Source organism: Streptomyces sp. DF42, from assembly GCF_058267695.1.
Genome location: NZ_CM177859.1, coordinates 2,544,099 through 2,560,948 on the forward strand (window position 1 = coordinate 2,544,099; position 16,850 = coordinate 2,560,948).

Here is a 16,850-nt window from a genome sequence, read left to right on the forward strand (position 1 = left end):
AAATTCACCGCTCTCCGGACGAGCGCGCCGCCGAGGCACGCCGTCGCATTGTGTTCCATCTCCGAGGCCCCCGGTCCCGCACGCCTCTCGCCCGCTTTCTACCAAAGCGAGGTTGCCGCATGGCAAGCGCCGCCCGCGCAGCGGGCTCGTCACGCGCGAACGCGATCAGCAGCCCGATGGCGAACATGGTCGGCAACAGGGCGGATCCTCCGTAGGAGAACAGCGGGAGGGGGACACCGGCGATCGGCAGCAGGCCGAGCACCGCACCGATGTTGATCACCGCCTGCGCGGTGATCCAGGTGGTCACGCCTCCCGCGGCATACCTGACGAAGGGGTCCTCCGTGCGTCCGGCCACGCGGATACCCGCATAGCCTAGAGCCGCGAAGAGGGCGAGTACCGACAGCGTCCCCGCCAGGCCCAGTTCCTCACCGGTGACGGCGAAGATGAAGTCTGTGTGCGCTTCCGGGAGTTGGCCCCATTTTTCCACACTCGCGCCAAGCCCGGATCCGAAGATTCCGCCTGATGCGAGCGCGTAGATGCCGTGCACGGCCTGCCAGCAGTCGGCGACCCCGGACTTGGGTTCGGTGGCGCCGATGCAGGCGAGCCGGGCCATGCGGTTCGGGCTGGTCTTGATGAGGATCACACCGAGGACGGCGGCGATCGACAGCACGCCCGCGAACAGCCGGGTCGGCGCACCGGCCAGCCACAGCAGGCCGAACAGGATCGCCGTGAGGATGATCGCCGTACCCATGTCGCCGCCGAGCATGATCAGGCCGAGCAGCATGAAGGCGACCGGGACGAGCGGCACCAGCATGTGCTTCCACTGGTTCAGCAGCTTCTTGTCCTGTTTGCGCGCCATCAGGTCCGCGCCCCACAGCACCAGCGCCAGCTTGCCGAACTCGCTGGGCTGGATCTGGAAGGAGCCGCCGAGCGCGATCCAGTTCTGGTTGCCGTTGACCGACATCCCTATCCCCGGCACCTGCACCAGCGCCATCAGGAACACGGCGCCCGCGAGGATCGGATAGGCGAGCGCCCGGTGCAGCTTGACCGGCATCAGCGAGGCGATCAGCAGCAGGACACCGCCGATGACGGCGGCCAGGAGCTGCTTGCGGAAGAAGTACGAGCCCGGCAGGGACATCTGCAGCGCGGTGATCTGGGAGGCCGAATAGACCATCACCAGGCCGAGCACGGTGATCAGCAGGCTGCCGCCGAAGATCAGGTAGTACGCGGTCAGCGGCCGGTCCCAGGCACGCTTGGCGTTGAGGTACAGCCGGCGTACGGGGTTGTCGCGGGGCGGACGGGGCGCTGCGGGCCGCCTCGCCGGCCGCTGCACCGGGGGACGGCCGGTACGGCTACTGGACATCACCGGCTCCTCGCGCCAACCCACAGAACCCGCGCCACATCCGAGTCATCCGTCCCTCCAAGGGTCCCGCAGCACCCTATGTGGCCGAGACCCGCCGTCAGGCGCCCGCGCCGAGTTCGCCGACCGCCTGGGCGAACGCGTCACCGCGCTTGTTGTAGTTGGCGAACATGTCCATGGAGGCGCAGGCCGGGGCCAGCAGCACCGTGTCGCCGGCGACCGCGAGCCGCTGGGCCTCCTGGACAGCCGCGAGCATCGCCCCAGTGTCGGTCCGGTCGAGGTCGACGACGGGTACTTGCGGCGCGTGTCGCGCCAGGGCTTCACGGATCAGGGCCCGGTCCTGCCCGATGAGCACGACACCGCGAAGCCGCTCGGCCGACTTGGCGACCAGCTCGTCGAAGGTCGCGCCCTTGGCGAGGCCGCCGGCGATCCACACGATGGACTCGTACGCCGCCAACGAGGCCTGGGCCGCATGGGTGTTGGTGGCCTTGGAGTCGTCGATGTACGCGACCGCGTCCACGTCGGCCACGTGCGCGATGCGGTGCGCGTCCGGCCTGAAGTTCCGAAGGCCCTCGCGTACGGCCGCGGCGGGCACCCCGAAGGCGCGCGCGAGGGCCGCCGCCGCAAGAGCGTTGGCGATGTTGTGCGGGGCCGGCGGGTTGACGTCGGAGACCTCGGCGAGCTCCTGGGCGTTCTGCTGCCTGTTCTCGACGAAGGCGCGGTCGACCAGGATGCCGTCCACCACGCCGAGTTGGGAGGGGCCCGGGGTGCCCAGGGTGAAGCCGACGGCCCGGCAGCCCTCCTCGACGTCGGCCTCGCGCACCAGGTCCTCGGTGGCCTTGTCGGCGGCGTTGTAGACGCAGGCGACTCGATTGCCCTCGTAGATACGGCCCTTGTCGGCGGCGTAGGCCTCCATGGAGCCGTGCCAGTCGAGGTGGTCCGGGGCGAGGTTCAGGACGGCGGCGGAGTGCGCGCGCAGGGAGGGGGCCCAGTGGAGCTGGTAGCTCGACAACTCCACGGCCAGTACATCGAGATCGCCGTACTGCTCGCCGCCGAGGACCACGTCGAGGAGCGAGACACCGATGTTGCCCACGGCGGCGGTGCGCAGACCGGCGGCCGTCAGGATCGACGCGAGCATCTGCACCGTCGTCGTCTTGCCGTTGGTGCCGGTGACGGCGAGCCAGGGTGCCGCGTCCGGGCCGCGCAGGCGCCAGGCGAGTTCGACGTCGCCCCAGATGTCGACGCCGGCCGCACGGGCCGCCTCGAACAGCGGCTTGTCCGGCTTCCAGCCGGGTGTGGTGACGACGAGTTCGGTGCCCTTCGGCAGGGTCGCTCCGTCACCGAGGCGCACCGTGATGCCCAGCGCCTCCAGTTCGGCGGCCTGTTCACGCGCGCGTGCGTCGTCGCCGTCGTTGACGACCGTGACGACGGCCCCGCGCGCGTGCAGCACCTTGGCCGCCGGGATTCCGGAGACGCCGAGCCCGGCGACGGTGACGTGCCTGCCCTGCCAGTCGGTCACTTGTCCGCTGCCCATCCCGCGTAGAAGAGGCCCAGTCCGACGATCACGCAGATGCCCTGGATGATCCAGAAGCGGACCACCACAAGGACTTCGGACCAGCCCTTGAGTTCGAAGTGGTGCTGGAGCGGGGCCATTCGGAAGACCCGCTTGCCGGTGAGCTTGAAGGAGCCGACCTGGATGACGACCGACATGGTGATGAGGACGAAGAGGCCGCCCATGATGGCGACCAGCAGCTCCGTGCGGGAGAGGATCGCCAGACCGGTGAGGACACCGCCGAGGGCCAGCGAACCGGTGTCACCCATGAAGATCTTGGCGGGCGAGGTGTTCCACCACAGGAAGCCGAGGCAGGCACCCATGAGTGCCGAGGCGATGACCGCGAGGTCGAGCGGATCGCGCACCTCGTAGCAGGCGTGCGGGTTGGTGAGGGTCTGCGAGTTGGCGCAGGACTCCTGGAACTGCCAGACGCCGATGAAGGTGTAGGCGCCGAAGACGAGCACGGAGGCACCGGTGGCCAGACCGTCCAGACCGTCCGTCAGGTTCACGCCGTTCGACATCGCGAGGATCATGAACAGCGCCCAGACCACGAACAGGATCGGGCCGATCTTCCAGCCGAAGTCGGTGATGAAGGACAGCTTCGTCGAGGCCGGGGCGTTGCCGCGGGCGTCCTGGAACTGCAGGGCGAGCACCGCGAAGCTGATGCCGACGATCAGCTGGCCGGCCATCTTCGCCTTGGCCCTCAGGCCCAGCGAACGCCGCTTGACGATCTTGATGTAGTCGTCGAGGAAACCGACCAGGCCCATGCCGACCATCAGGCCGAGCACCAGCAGACCCGAATAGGTCGGCGTGAAACCGGTGATGACCTTGGACAGGAAGTACGCGGCCACCGTCGCGAAGATGAAGGCGATACCGCCCATCGTCGGCGTACCGCGCTTGCTGGCGTGCTCGCGCGGGCCGTCGTCACGGATGTACTGGCCGTAGCCCTTGCGGGCCAGCAGCTTGATCAGCAGCGGGGTGCCCACCAGGGTCAGGAACAGGCCGATGACTCCTGAGAACAGGATCTGCTTCATCATCGGGCGGCAACCTCACCCTCGGCACCGGTCGCGAGCAGCGCCTGGGCGACACTCTCGAGGCCGACCGAACGGGACGCCTTCACGAGGACGACGTCCCCCGGGCGCAACTCGCTGCGCAACAGGTCGACCGCCGCCTGTGCGTCGGACACGTGCACCGACTCCTCACCCCACGAACCCTCGTTATATGCGCCCAGTTGCAGCCAGGACGCTTCCCTGCCCCCGACCGCGACGAGCTTGCCGACATTGAGCCGGACGGCGAGCCGTCCGACCGCGTCGTGCTCGGCGAGCGCCTCGTCCCCGAGCTCGGCCATCTTGCCGAGCACCGCCCAGGTCCGCCGCCCCCGGCCCATGGCCGCGAGCGCGCGCAGGGCGGCTCGCATGGATTCGGGGTTGGCGTTGTAGGCGTCGTTGACGATGGTCACGCCGTCCGGTCGCTCGGTGACCTCCATCCGCCAGCGGGAGAGGGAGCCCGCCTCGGAGAGTGCGGTGGCGATCTCTTCCGCGGACATGCCCAGCTCATGGGCGACGGCGGCCGCGGCGAGCGCGTTCGACACGTGGTGCTCACCGTACAGGCGCATGGTCACGTCGCTTGCACCGGAGGGTGTGCGAAGCCTGAAGGCGGGCTGTCCGGTGTCCGTGAGTCGCACGTTCTCGGCGCGTACGTCCGCTTCGTCGGTCTCGCCGAAAAGGAGCACCTTCGCCTTCGTACGAGCCGCCATGGCCCGTACGAGGGGGTCGTCCGCGTTGAGGATCGCGGCGCCGTCCTCGGGGAGGGCCTCCACGAGTTCGCCCTTGGCCTGCGCGATCTGCTCTCGGCCGCCGAACTCGCCGATGTGCGCGGTCCCGACGTTGAGGACGAGGCCGATCTTCGGGGGCGTCAGATCCGCGAGGTAGCGGATGTGGCCGATGCCGCGGGCGCCCATCTCCAGGACGAGGAACCGGGTCTCCTCGGTGGCGGTGAGGGCGGTGAGCGGCAGCCCGATCTCGTTGTTGAGGGAGCCGGGCGTGAACACCGTCGGCGCCTTGCGCTGGAGCACCTGGGCGATCAGGTCCTTGGTGCTGGTCTTGCCCGCGGAGCCGGTGAGGGCCACGAGGGTCGCCCCGAGGCGTCGTACGACATGACGTGCGAGGGCGCCGAGTGCCGTCTGGACGTCCTCGACGACGATCGCGGGCACGCCCACGGGGCGCGACGCGAGGACGGCGACCGCGCCCGCCTCGACGACCTGCCGGGCGAAGTCGTGACCGTCGGCGCGTTCGCCGACGAAGGCGACGAAGAGGCTGCCGGGCTCCACCTCGCGGGAGTCACGGACCACCGGAGCGGTGACCTGGACGGACGGATCCGGTATGTCGTGTGTCTGCCCGCCGACGACTTCTGCGATCTCGGCGAGAGAGAGGGCGATCACAAGTTCATCCCTGGGTCTTCTGGATAGCTTCGCGAAGCACCTGGCGGTCGTCGAAGGGACGAACCACCCCGGCGATGTCCTGGCCCTGCTCGTGGCCCTTCCCGGCGACCAGTACCGTGTCGCCCGGCCGCGCACGGGCGACGGCTGCGGCGATCGCGGCGGCCCGGTCCTCGAAGACCTGGACCTCGCCGCGCTCGTGTGCCGGTACGGACGCGGCGCCCTCGAGCATGGTTGCAAGGATGGCGAGGGGGTCTTCGGAGCGGGGGTTGTCGGAGGTCAGTACGGCGGTGTCGGCGAGCCGGGCCACGGCGGCGCCCATCGGGGCCCGCTTCGTCCTGTCCCGGTCGCCGCCGCAGCCGAGCACGACGTGCAGCTTGCCCTCGGTGACGTGGCGCAGGGCGCGCAGGACCGATTCGACGGCGTCGGTCTTGTGGGCGTAGTCCACGACCGCGAGATACGGCTGGCCGGCGTCCACCCGCTCCAGCCGTCCCGGCACCCCCGGGACGGCTGCGATGCCGTCGGCGGCGGTCTGCGGGTCGAGGCCCGCGGCGGCCAGGGCGACGATCGCGGCGAGGGTGTTGGCCACGTTGAAGGGGCCCGGCAGCGGCGCCTTGGCGTGGATCCGCTCGCCCTGGGGGCCGATCACCGTGAACGTCGAGTCCAGTTGGCCGATCTCGACGTCCTCGGCGCGCCAGTCGGCGTCCGGGTGGCCCTCGGCGGAGAAGGTGACGACCGGGACGGCGGCCTCCTTGGCGAGCCGCCGGCCGTACTCGTCGTCGGCGTTGACCACGCCGAGTCTGCTGCGCTCGGGTGTGAACAGCTGTGCCTTGGCCCGGAAGTAGTCCTCCATGTCGGAGTGGAACTCCATGTGTTCCGGGCTGAGGTTGGTGAAGACGCCGATGTCGAAGACGCAGCCGTCGACGCGACCGAGGACCAGCGCATGGCTGGAGACCTCCATGGCGACCGCCTCGACGCCGCGCTCGCGCATGACCGCGAACAGGGCCTGCAGGTCGGTGGCTTCGGGGGTGGTGCGCTCGGACTTGATGCGTTCGTCGCCGATGCGCATCTCCACCGTGCCGATGAGGCCGGTGTTGCTCTTGGTCCGCAGACCGCCCTCGACGAGGTAGGCGGTGGTGGTCTTGCCGGAGGTGCCGGTGATGCCGATCTGGAGCAGGTCGCGGCCAGGGTGGCCGTAGATCGTGGCCGCCAGCTCGCCCATCTGCGCGCGCGGATCGTCGACCACCAGGACCGGCAGGCCGGTCGCCAAGGCGCGCTCGGCCCCCATCGGGTCGGTCAGCACGGCGACCGCGCCGAGGCCTGCGGCCTGGACGACGAAGTCGGCGCCGTGCAGGCGGGCGCCGGGCAGGGCGGCGTACAGATCGCCGGGTCGGACGGCGCGCGAGTCATGGGTGATGCCCGTGACCTCGGCGGCGCTCTCCGGCGCGGTGGCACCCAGCTGATCGGCGAGTTCCGCGAGGGGGGTGACGGAGAGCTGCACCGGCCTGGGCGGCCCCGGATAGGTCACGGATGCGCCCTTCTGGGTGGTTTGGGACTGATCAGCGTGTGGCACGGCGGTGAGCGTACCGGGCGCACCCGCCTGCGGGCTAAATAGGGGCCCGCGCGCAGCGCGGTCCGGCAAGGGTGGCGGTGGGCGACGGGCGGGCGAGGGGCGGGGGGTGCCCGGGTTGCCCGGGCCGGGGGTGATCATGGTCACGGAGCGTTCCTGGCTGGTTGCGCTGATCAGGGCGTGAAGGAGACCGGCAGGTTCGCGGGTTTGGCTCCCGTGGGCGGGACCTGAAGGGTCTTCAGTGCGAACTCCATCACCTTCTTGTAGATGGGTCCGCAGATCTGGCCGCCGAAGTAACTGCCGCTCGTGGCGTTCTGGATGGCGCAGTAGACGGTGATGCGGGGGTTGTCCGCAGGTGCGAATCCGGCGAACGACGAGGTGTAGCCGCGGTACTTGCCGGTGGCCGGATCCACGCGGTTGGCCGTACCCGTCTTGCCCGCGACCCGGTAGCCGGGGATGCGCGCCTTGGCGCCCGTGCCCTCCTCGTCGTCCACCACCGACTCCAGCATCTGGGCGAGCGTCTTCGCCGTCCTGGCACTGACGACCCTGGTCTTCTTCGGCTGCGCGGCAGGCGTGAAGCGCCCGTCGGCTCCCTTCGTGCCGCGCACGAGCGTGGGTTCGACGCGGACGCCGCCGTTGGCGATGGTCGAGTAGACGGAGGCCGCCTGCATCGCGTTGAGGGACACACCCTGGCCGAAAGGAATCGTGTACTGCTGCGACGTCGACCATTTGTCGGGCGGGGCGAGGATGCCCTTGGTCTCCCCCGGGATGCCGAGTCCGCTGTAGCTGCCGATGCCGAACTTGCGCAGGTACGAGTAGAGGACCCTGTTGGCCTGTGCCTGTGTCTTGCCCAGCTGGCCGGTGGCCAGGATGGTGCCGATGTTGCTGGACTTGGCGAGCACACCGTTGAGCGTCAGGTTCCAGGTGGCGTGGTCGATGTCGTCCTTGAAGAGCCGGTCACCGCGGTGCAGCCGGTTCGGCACGACGACATGCGTGAGGGGGGTGGCGACGTTCTGCTGCAGTACGGCCGCCATCGACATGATCTTCGCGGTGGAGCCGGGCTCGAAGGCGTCCTCGACGGCCCAGTTGTGCAGGGCGTTCGGGTTCGCCTTGGACAGGTCGTTCGGGTCGAAGCCGGGTGAGTTGGCCATGGCGAGGATCTCGCCGGTCCGGGTGTCCTGCACTATCACGTAGCCGCGGTCCGCCCTGGACTCCTTGACCTGCTCGGTGATCGCGTTCTGCGCCGCCCACTGGATGTCGCGGTCGATGGTGAGCTCGACGTCGCTGCCGGGCACGGGGGGCGTCTCGGCGGAGCCCGCGGTGGGCACCAGGCGGCCGCCGGACTGCGCGTAGCGGATCTTGCCGTCCTTGCCGGCGAGGTCCTGGTTGAACTCCTGCTCTACGCCTCCGCCGCCCTTGCCGTCGTCGCTGACCCAGCCCAGTATCCCGGCGGCGAGGTCCTGGTTGGGGTAGACGCGTTTGCTGCTGGGGTCGGCGAAGACGCCGGCGAGGACGTTGACCGTGGACTTGTCCTTCTCGCCCTTCGCGGTGAGCGCGGCCTTCAGGTCCTTGATCTGCTTCCAGACCTGCGGGGTCTGCCGGCGGGCGAGCAGGACGTAGCGCAGTTCCCTGTTCTGAGGGCGCAGCTTCTTCAGGAGCGTGTCCTGGTCCATGCCGAGAATCGGCGCGAGGAGCGCGGCCGCCTGCTCGGGTCCGTCGTCGATCTTCAGCTGCTTGCGGTTGAACATCGTGGGGTCGGCCGTGAGGTCGTACGCGTCCACACTGGCCGCGAGAGCCACGCCGTTGCGGTCGGTGATGCCGCCGCGCTCGGCGGCCAGGACATGGCCGACGTAGCGGTTCTGCTCGGCCTTGGCGGCGTACGCGCTCGCGTCGACGGCCTGCACCTGCAGCAGCCGCACGACGAACGCGATGAGTACCAGGGTGAGCGCCAGGCTGACCATGCGCAGCCGGGGACGCGGGCTGCCCAGCCTCAGTGCGTTCGGGGCCGCGGGGCGGGCCGGCGCCGGACGGCGGGCCGGGCGGGCGCCGGGGCTCGGGCGGCGCTGGCCGGCGACGGGACGGGCGGGACGTGCGGGGCCGGGCACGCGGCGGCGCGGCGGTTCCCTGTCGGACACTTCCGTCACCTGCCGAGGATCGTGGTCGTCTGGGCGGGGGTGGTCGCCTGAGTGAGGGTGGTCGCCTGGGCGGGGGCGGCCGCCGGAGTGGGAGTGGCTACCGGAGTGGGAGTGGGGGGCGTGCCGGGGTCCGGTGCGGAGGCGAGGGCCTCCGGCGGGAGCAGGACGAGTGGCATCCCTGCCGCGGACTGCTCGGCGGCGGCCGAGGGGACGCCCTTCACGGTGCCGTCGGGGTTCAGGAAGGCGGGGTCCGAGCCGGGGACCATGCCCAGCTCACGGGCGCGGCGCTGGAGGGCCTCCGGGGCGGAGTAGGAGTCGATGTCCCGTTGGAGCGCCTGTTCCTCGTCGGTGAGGCTCTTGGTGTCCTTCTGGAGGTCGTCGAGCCGGAACGAGCCCTCGCTGACCGCGGAGTTCAGCACCAGGAGCCCGATCAGTCCGCCGCCGAGGAGGAGCACGACGAGGAGGACGAAGGGGGTGCGGGCCGCCTGTCCACGGTTTCCCGGTCCCGGGAAGAGCCGGGCGAGCCGGGCGGCGCGCCCTCTCAGTTCGGGTTTCCTACTCACAAGGCCTCCAGTGAGTCCGGTTTCCCAACTCGCCCACTCCCCGGCTCGTTCGAAAATCCGACTCACTCGGCGTCCTCCCTGATGCGCTGGGCGCCGCGCAGCCGCGCCGGTGCCGCCCGCCGGTTCTCGGCGACCTCTTCCTCGGTGGGAAGTTCGGCACCACGCGTGAGCAGCTTGAGCCGGGGCTGGTAGCGCTCGGGCACCACCGGCAGACCGGGCGGGGCGGTGTTCGCGGCGCCCGCTGCGAACACCTGTTTGACCAGGCGGTCCTCAAGCGAGTGGTACGACAGGACGGCGATCCGTCCGCCCACGTCCAGCGACTTCACCGCGGCCGGGATCGCCTGCTCCAGGACGGAGAGCTCGCCGTTGACCTCGATGCGCAGGGCCTGGAAGGTGCGCTTGGCGGGGTTGCCGCCGGTTCGCTTGGCGGCCTGCGGCAACGCGTCCCTGATGAGCTCGACGAGCCGCGCGCTGTTGCTGAACGGCTCCTTCCCGCGCTCGCGCACGATCGCGGACACGATCCGCTTGGCCTGCTTCTCCTCGCCGTACGCGCGCAGGATCCGGACGAGTTCACCCGGGGGGTAGGTGTTGAGGACCTCGGCGGCGCTCATGCCGGTCGTCTGGTCCATGCGCATGTCGAGGGGGGCGTCCTGGGCGTAGGCGAAGCCGCGGTCGGCCTCGTCGAGCTGCATGGAGGAGACGCCGAGGTCGAACAGGACGCCCTGCACGCGCGCGAGGCCGAGCCGTTCCAGTACGTCCGGGAGCTCGTCGTAGACCGCGTGCACCAGGGTGGCCCGCTCACCGAAGGACGCGAGCCGCTCGCCCGACAGGCGCAGCGCCTCCTTGTCGCGGTCGAGGGCGACGAGCCGAGCCTCGGGGAACTGGGTGAGCAGGGCCTCGCTGTGGCCGCCGAGGCCGAGCGTGCAGTCGACGACCACCGCTCCCGGCCGCTGCAGGGCGGGGGCCAACAGGTCCAGGCACCGCTGGAGCATCACCGGGACGTGTCGACTCTGGCTCAAGGGGCCCTCTCAGATCCGGCACGGTGTACGCACCGCCGGGTCCCCGCCCTACCCCAGCAAGCTGGGGGACCCCCGGTGAAGGGGAGGCCTGCCGGCGCCGAGAGCGTCAGCCGACCGGGAGCGGGAGGAGGCCGAGCCGTACGTACGCGCCGCGCACGTGGGGAGACCGTCCGTGCGCGAGCCGGGGCCTCCGGGGAATGCAGTCCAGCAGGGAGAGCCTCGTCTCCCGCTTCGCGTCACTTTAGTCCACGGTGTCTCGCGGTCAATCAACCGGCCTGCGCGTCGCGGTCCGGCATGAGTGCGATGCGGTGAATCCGGGAAAATCATCCGCGCGGCTCCCTGCCGGCCACCCATGTGGGTTACCTCACAAGAGGACTGTGATGACTCCCTTTTCCCGCTCTCACACCGCGACCGGATCGCTTGTGACCAGTAACGTTATAGATATGACGACTTCCGCATCCGTTCCCACCGACTCCGAAGGCGCAATACGGGGAGACACCGTCACCGACCGCCTCGTGGTCGCCAACGAGCGGTACGCCGCCGAATTCACCGACCCCGGAATGGACGCCCGCCCCGTCCTGCACGTCGCGGTCGTGGCATGCATGGACGCCCGTATCGACCTGCACAAGGCGCTCGGCCTGCAGCTCGGCGACTGCCACACCATCCGCAACGCCGGCGGCGTGGTCACCGACGACGTGATCCGCTCGCTCACCATCAGCCAGCGCAAGCTCGGCACCCGCAGCATCGTCCTCATCCACCACACCGGCTGCGGCATGGAGTCGATCACCGAGGACTTCCGCACCGAACTGGAGCGGGAGGTCGGCCAGCGCCCCGCCTGGGCGGCCGAGGCCTTCGCGGACGTCGACCAGGACGTGCGGCAGTCCATGCAGCGCGTGCGCACCTCGCCGTTCCTGCTGCACACCGGCGACGTACGCGGCTTCGTCTTCGACGTGAGGACGGGCCTGCTGCGCGAGATCGACCCCGTGTGACCGTCCCCGGCCCTTCTCGTTTTTCGCAAAACCGCCGCACGCTGAAGCCCAAGCGTCGCAAAACCCGACATATCGCAGCCAGTTGTCCACAGTCGAGTGACACGAATCGGTAACGGCAGCAAGAATGCGGTGTGTGACGTCGCGCGGAACTATTCACGCGTGGTGTCCGTGTTTCGGGGTGGGCCGGTCCTCATCGCAGAGCGACGGCCCGGAGAAAGAACGGGCCGAGGAGGGCCGGGTGACGACCTATGACGATCGAGCGAGCCTTACAGATCTGACTGCCACTGTGGAGCGGGTCCGCAGTTCGGTGGAAGGAGTGATCGAGGGCAAGCCCGAGGTCGTGCGGCTTTCGCTGACCGTACTGCTCGCCGAGGGACATCTTCTGATCGAGGATGTCCCCGGCGTGGGCAAGACCATGCTGGCCAAGGCGCTGGCCAAGTCCATCGACTGTTCGGTGCGACGTATCCAGTTCACCCCCGACCTGCTGCCCTCGGACATCACAGGTGTGTCCATCTGGGACCAGCAGCGCCGGGACTTCGAGTTCAAGCCGGGCGCGATCTTCGCGCAGATCGTGATCGGCGACGAGATCAACCGCGCCTCGCCGAAGACGCAGTCCGCGCTGCTGGAATCGATGGAGGAGCGCCAGGTCACCATCGACGGGACGACCTACGAGCTGCCCAGCCCCTTCATGGTGGTGGCCACACAGAACCCGGTCGAGATGGAGGGCACCTACCCGCTGCCCGAAGCCCAGCGCGACCGTTTCATGGCCAGGGTCTCCATGGGCTACCCCAGCGCGGAGGCCGAGCTGCAGATGCTCGACATCCACGGCGGGGTGAACCCACTGGACGACCTGCAGCCGGTGGCGCACGCACACGACATCGTGAAGCTGGTCGAGGCCGTTCGCGGCGTCCACGTCGCCGACGCGGTCCGGCGGTACGCGGTGGACCTGGTCGCCGCCACCCGCACCCATCCCGACCTCAGACTCGGCGCCTCCCCGCGCGCGACGCTGCATCTGCTGCGCGCGGCGAAGGCATCCGCTGCCCTGAGCGGGAGGGAGTACGCGCTGCCGGACGACGTGCAGGCACTCGCCGTCGCCGTCCTGGCGCACCGCCTGCTGCCCACCGCCCAGGCCCAGCTCAACCGCCGTTCGGCGGAGCAGGTCGTGCAGGAGATCCTGCAGCGCACCCCGGTGCCCGCGGCGCCCCAGCAGAGCGGCTACGGCCCCCTGGGCCACGGCAGTGCGGCGTACGGCCAGCAACCGCCGCGGAGGTTGTGATGACTACCGGGGGGACGGGCCGCCCGGACACCGGCCACAGCGAGAGGGGCGGTGTCCGTACGGCCCTCGCGGGCCTGACCACCCGCGGACGCTCCTTCCTGGCGGCGGGCGTCGCGGCCGCCGTCTGCGCCTACGTCCTGGGACAGAGCGACCTGCTGCGGGTCGGCCTGCTGCTCGCCGTGCTGCCCCTGGTCTGCGCGCTGTTCCTGTACCGCACGCGCTACCGGGTGGCCGGCAGCCGCCGCCTCTCCCCCGCGCGCGTGCCCGCCGGCAGCGAAGCCCGTGTCCATCTGCGGATGGACAACGTCTCGCGGCTGCCGACCGGCCTGCTGATGCTGCAGGACCGGGTGCCGTACGTGCTCGGCCCGCGCCCCCGGTTCGTACTGGACCGGGTGGAGCCGGGAGGCCGCCGCGAGGTGTCCTACCGGGTCCGCTCCGACCTGCGCGGCCGCTATCCGCTGGGCCCGCTGCAGCTGCGTCTGACCGACCCGTTCGGGATGTGCGAGCTGACCCGGTCCTTCTCGACGTACGACAACCTGACGGTGATCCCGCGCGTGGAGGCGCTGCCGCCGGTGCGGCTGACGGGCGAGGCCAAGGGGTACGGCGACGGGCGGCAGCGCTCGCTCGCCCTGGCCGGCGAGGACGACGTGATCCCGCGCGGCTACCGCTACGGCGACGACCTGCGCCGCGTCCACTGGCGCCTGACCGCCCGCTACGGCGAGCTGATGGTGCGCCGCGAGGAGCAGCCCCAGCGCTCCCGCTGCACGGTGCTGCTCGACACCCGGGGCATCGCCTTCGAGGGCGCGGGCCCCGACTCGGCCTTCGAATGGGCCGTGTCGGGCACGGCGTCCGTCCTGGTGCACATGCTGGAACGGGGCTTCTCCGTCCGCCTGTTGACCGACACCGGCACCTCGGTGCCCGGCGAGGGCGCCGACGGGTTCGCGGGCGCGAGCCAGGAGACGGCCGACTCGGCCGGACTGATGATGGACACCCTCGCGGTGGTCGACCACTCGGACGGCACGGGTCTGTCCCGGGCGTACGACGTACTGCGCGGCGGGAACGAAGGGCTTCTCGTGGCCTTCTTCGGCGATCTGGACGAGGAACAGGCCGCGGTGGCCGCCAAGATGCGGCAGCGCAGCGGAGGCGCGGTCGCCTTCCTGCTGGACACCGGCGGCTGGGTGCGGGAACCGACCGATGTGCCCGGTCCGTTGGACAGGGGCGAGGAGCGGCTGCGAATGCTGCGGGAGGCGGGATGGACAGCCCTGAGGGTGCCCAGGGGCGCTTCGCTGGCTGGGTTGTGGCGTCAGGCGGACCGTGAGCGCACGGGCCTCGCCGCGGCGGGCGGGACGACCGGTGAGGGGGTGGTCTCATGAGCGGGCGCGCACGACTGGCGCTGTGTGCCTGGGCGGCCACTCTGATGACGTCCTGCGCCCTGCTGCCCCTGCTCACCCCGGCCACGTGGATCCTTCAGGTGGCCGTCATGCTGGGTGTGCAGACGGGCGTGGGCGCGGCGACCCGGCGAGTGCCCCTGGCGCGGCCCCTGACAGTGGCGGCGCAGGCGCTCGTCACGCTGATGATGCTGACCCTGGTCTTCGCCCGGCAGCAGGCGCTGCTCGGGATCGTCCCCGGGCCTGAGGCGTTCCGTCACATCGCCGATCTGCTGCGCCAGGGGGGCGACGACATCGCGCGGTATGCGATCCCGGCTCCCCTGGAGTCCGCCGGCATCCGGCTGATGGTCTTCGGCGGAGTCCTGCTGATCGGTCTCGCGGTGGACACGCTCGCGGTGACCTTCCGCAGCGCCGCCCCGGCCGGACTGCCCCTGCTCGCGCTGTACTCCGTCGCCGCAGGACTCTCCGACGGTGGGACGGACTGGCTGTGGTTCCTGGTCGCGGCGGCCGGCTATCTGATGCTGCTCCTGGCCGAGGGACGCGAACGGCTCTCGCAGTGGGGCCGGATCTTCGGCGGTGCGGCGCGCTCCCAGAGCGGGGAGCCCGGCGCGGTGGCGCCGGTCCGCACCGGCCGGCGTATCGGGGTGGTCGCGCTGGGCGTCGCCCTGGTGGTGCCGGCGGCTCTGCCCGCGATGAACGGCGGCCTGCTGGACGCGGCCGGGACGGGCGTGGGCTCGGGCAACGGCAGCGGCGGCACCATCTCCGCGGTGAACCCCCTGGTGTCGCTGCGCGACAGTCTGAACGTGGACGAGGACCGCCAGGTCCTGTCCCTCAAGACGAACAGCAACGACCTCTCGAACATGTACCTGCGGATCGTGTCGCTCGACGACTTCGACGGCAGCACCTGGAAGCCGTCCAAGCGGCATGTCACCGGCGTACCGGACAAGTTCCCGACCCCGGTCGGCCTCGCCCCGGACGTCAAGCGGGCGGAGATCGAGACCCGGATCTCGGCCGCCGACCGGTACGCCCAGGACTGGCTGCCGATGCCGTACCCGCCCAGTGGCGTGGACGTCGGTGGCAAGTGGCGTTACGAACCGGTGGGCATGACGCTGGTCGGCGACCACGGAGAGACCACGCGTCGCAAGACCTATCTGGTCAAGAGCCTCGATGTGCAGCCGACGCCGCAGCAGCTCGCCGCTGCCCCGGAGCCGCCGGCGTCCCTGAAGCGTGACTACACCAGGCTTCCGGACTCGGTGCCCGCGGTGGTGGGCAGGACCGCCCGCACGGTCACCAAGGGCTCGACCAGCCACTACGAACAGGCGGTCAAGCTCCAGGACTACTTCGCGATGAACGGCGGCTTCCAGTACAGCACCCAGGTGCAGGTGGGCAACGGCCCGCAGGCGATCGCCCGCTTCCTGAAGGACAAGGAGGGCTTCTGCGTCCACTTCTCCTTCGCGATGGCGGCGATGGCCCGCAGCCTGGGCATCCCCGCCCGGGTCGCGGTGGGCTTCGCCCCGGGCACGCCACAGGCGAACGGCTCGGTGTCGGTGGGTCTCAAGGACGCGCACGCCTGGCCCGAGCTGTACTTCGAGGGCGTGGGCTGGACCCGCTTCGAGCCGACGCCGAACCGCGGCGTGACGCCCTCGTACACGCAGACGGACACGCCGGGCAACAGCCTTCCCGACGTGACGCGGCCCTCGCAGTCGGCGGGCTCGTCCGCCTCCGCGGCACCGTCGGCGAGCACGAGCTGCTCGGCGCAGCTGAAGAAGCTCGAGGCCTGCGCGGCGGCGCTCCCGCTGGACACCGCCACGCCGGGCGACGACGGCCTCCCGTGGTACAAGATCGCGGGCTGGGCTCTGCTGGGGCTCCTCGCGGTCGCGGTGCCGCTGCTGCCCATGCTCTGGCGACTGCGACGGCGCTCGGTGCGACTGGCCTCGGCCCAGCACTCCGCGTCGGGCATGCGGCGGACCCGACAGGGCCGCACGGCACGGGGGACGGACACAGGGGCCGCCGGCGACATCGAGGTGACGGCCCTGCAGATCGAGGCCGACTCGCGATACGCCGCCGAGGTCGCCGCGGGCCATGTCCTGGCCGTCTGGCGCGAACTCACCGACACGGCCTGGGACTACGGCATCGCGCCGGACGACGCGCTGACCCCACGGAAGGCGGCCGCGCGCATCGTGCGGCTGGGGCAGCTGGATACGGCGACCGCCGAGGCGGTGCACCGGGTGGCGAGTGCGGTGGAGCAGGTGCTGTTCGCACCGGAGCCGCAGGCTGTGCCCGGGCTGGCCGACGACGTGCACCGGCTGCGGGTGGCGCTGCGGTCGAGCGCCGGCTGGACCACCCGGGTACGGGCGGTCGTGGCGCCCCGGTCGGCCATCCGCGCGGTGTGGGACTTCACGGACCGCTGGACACTCCTCAAGGCCCGCTGGGCGAACCGCTGGTCGACGCTGGTGCGACGGCCGGGGCAGCAGAGCGGCTGACGGCGCCCCGGTCTTCCGGGCATGTGTGAGGGGGTGACCACCCGGGCGGGTGGTCACCCCCTCATCTGCGTCTGGGAG

Annotated in this window: 12 protein-coding genes; 4 read left to right on the top strand and 8 right to left on the bottom strand. The window is 70.7% G+C overall.

Features of this window, described 5'->3' with window-relative positions:
• Window positions 1-4 precede the first annotated feature (4 nt).
• The 8 genes from ftsW to rsmH form a co-directional block, all read right to left on the bottom strand.
• Complete coding sequence (gene ftsW, locus ACYUED_RS11650; RefSeq protein WP_266512714.1) at window positions 5-1,363, bottom strand: putative lipid II flippase FtsW; 1,359 nt, start codon at window positions 1,361-1,363, stop codon at window positions 5-7.
• A 97-nt stretch (window positions 1,364-1,460) separates the two neighbouring features.
• On the bottom strand, window positions 1,461-2,894 hold the full coding sequence (murD, locus tag ACYUED_RS11655) for a UDP-N-acetylmuramoyl-L-alanine--D-glutamate ligase (protein ID WP_491292205.1): 1,434 nt from the start codon (window positions 2,892-2,894) through the stop codon (window positions 1,461-1,463).
• Entirely contained in the window at window positions 2,876-3,949 is a 1,074-nt protein-coding gene (gene mraY / locus ACYUED_RS11660; RefSeq protein WP_491292206.1) for a phospho-N-acetylmuramoyl-pentapeptide-transferase, read from the bottom strand. Before mraY ends, murD begins: the two co-directional genes overlap by 19 nt.
• Entirely contained in the window at window positions 3,946-5,352 is a 1,407-nt protein-coding gene (locus tag ACYUED_RS11665; RefSeq protein ID WP_491292207.1) for a UDP-N-acetylmuramoyl-tripeptide--D-alanyl-D-alanine ligase, read from the bottom strand. Before ACYUED_RS11665 ends, mraY begins: the two co-directional genes overlap by 4 nt.
• Window positions 5,353-5,356: 4 nt before the next feature.
• Entirely contained in the window at window positions 5,357-6,877 is a 1,521-nt protein-coding gene (locus tag ACYUED_RS11670; RefSeq protein ID WP_491294214.1) for a UDP-N-acetylmuramoyl-L-alanyl-D-glutamate--2,6-diaminopimelate ligase, read from the bottom strand.
• A gap of 215 nt (window positions 6,878-7,092) precedes the next feature.
• The gene (locus ACYUED_RS11675; RefSeq protein WP_491292208.1) at window positions 7,093-9,054 is read right to left on the bottom strand and encodes a peptidoglycan D,D-transpeptidase FtsI family protein; all 1,962 of its coding nucleotides are present in this window, start codon (window positions 9,052-9,054) and stop codon (window positions 7,093-7,095) included.
• Between the two features lie 5 nt (window positions 9,055-9,059).
• On the bottom strand, window positions 9,060-9,617 hold the full coding sequence (gene ftsL, locus ACYUED_RS11680) for a cell division protein FtsL (RefSeq protein ID WP_491292209.1): 558 nt from the start codon (window positions 9,615-9,617) through the stop codon (window positions 9,060-9,062).
• Window positions 9,618-9,679: 62 nt separating this feature from the next.
• A complete protein-coding gene (gene rsmH / locus ACYUED_RS11685) occupies window positions 9,680-10,636 on the bottom strand; it encodes a 16S rRNA (cytosine(1402)-N(4))-methyltransferase RsmH (protein ID WP_491292210.1) in 957 nt (318 codons plus the stop codon).
• A 380-nt stretch (window positions 10,637-11,016) separates the two neighbouring features.
• Here rsmH and ACYUED_RS11690 point away from each other — a divergent pair, with 380 nt between their 5' ends.
• From ACYUED_RS11690 to ACYUED_RS11705, 4 genes are all read left to right on the top strand, one after another.
• Window positions 11,017-11,625 (top strand): beta-class carbonic anhydrase, encoded by a 609-nt coding sequence (locus tag ACYUED_RS11690; protein ID WP_491292211.1) that lies wholly within the window; start codon window positions 11,017-11,019, stop codon window positions 11,623-11,625.
• 238 nt (window positions 11,626-11,863) lie between these two features.
• Window positions 11,864-12,901, top strand: coding sequence for an AAA family ATPase (locus ACYUED_RS11695; protein ID WP_491292212.1), 1,038 nt, complete (start codon window positions 11,864-11,866; stop codon window positions 12,899-12,901).
• A complete protein-coding gene (locus ACYUED_RS11700; protein ID WP_491292213.1) occupies window positions 12,901-14,274 on the top strand; it encodes a DUF58 domain-containing protein in 1,374 nt (457 codons plus the stop codon). Before ACYUED_RS11695 ends, ACYUED_RS11700 begins: the two co-directional genes overlap by 1 nt.
• Window positions 14,271-16,772, top strand: coding sequence for a transglutaminase TgpA family protein (locus ACYUED_RS11705; protein ID WP_491292214.1), 2,502 nt, complete (start codon window positions 14,271-14,273; stop codon window positions 16,770-16,772). The genes ACYUED_RS11700 and ACYUED_RS11705 overlap by 4 nt, the downstream gene beginning before the upstream one ends.
• Window positions 16,773-16,850 lie beyond the last annotated feature (78 nt).

Bases quoted from the DNA above. Each gene is read 5' to 3' on its own strand.
- mraY (WP_491292206.1), bottom strand. From the start codon at position 3,949: ATGATGAAGCAGATCCTGTTCTCAGGAGTCATCGGCCTGTTCCTGACC.
- ftsW (WP_266512714.1), bottom strand. From the start codon at position 1,363: ATGTCCAGTAGCCGTACCGGCCGTCCCCCGGTGCAGCGGCCGGCGAGG.
- ACYUED_RS11705 (WP_491292214.1), top strand. From the start codon at position 14,271: ATGAGCGGGCGCGCACGACTGGCGCTGTGTGCCTGGGCGGCCACTCTG.
- murD (WP_491292205.1), bottom strand. From the start codon at position 2,894: ATGGGCAGCGGACAAGTGACCGACTGGCAGGGCAGGCACGTCACCGTC.
- ACYUED_RS11700 (WP_491292213.1), top strand. From the start codon at position 12,901: ATGACTACCGGGGGGACGGGCCGCCCGGACACCGGCCACAGCGAGAGG.
- ACYUED_RS11690 (WP_491292211.1), top strand. From the start codon at position 11,017: ATGACTCCCTTTTCCCGCTCTCACACCGCGACCGGATCGCTTGTGACC.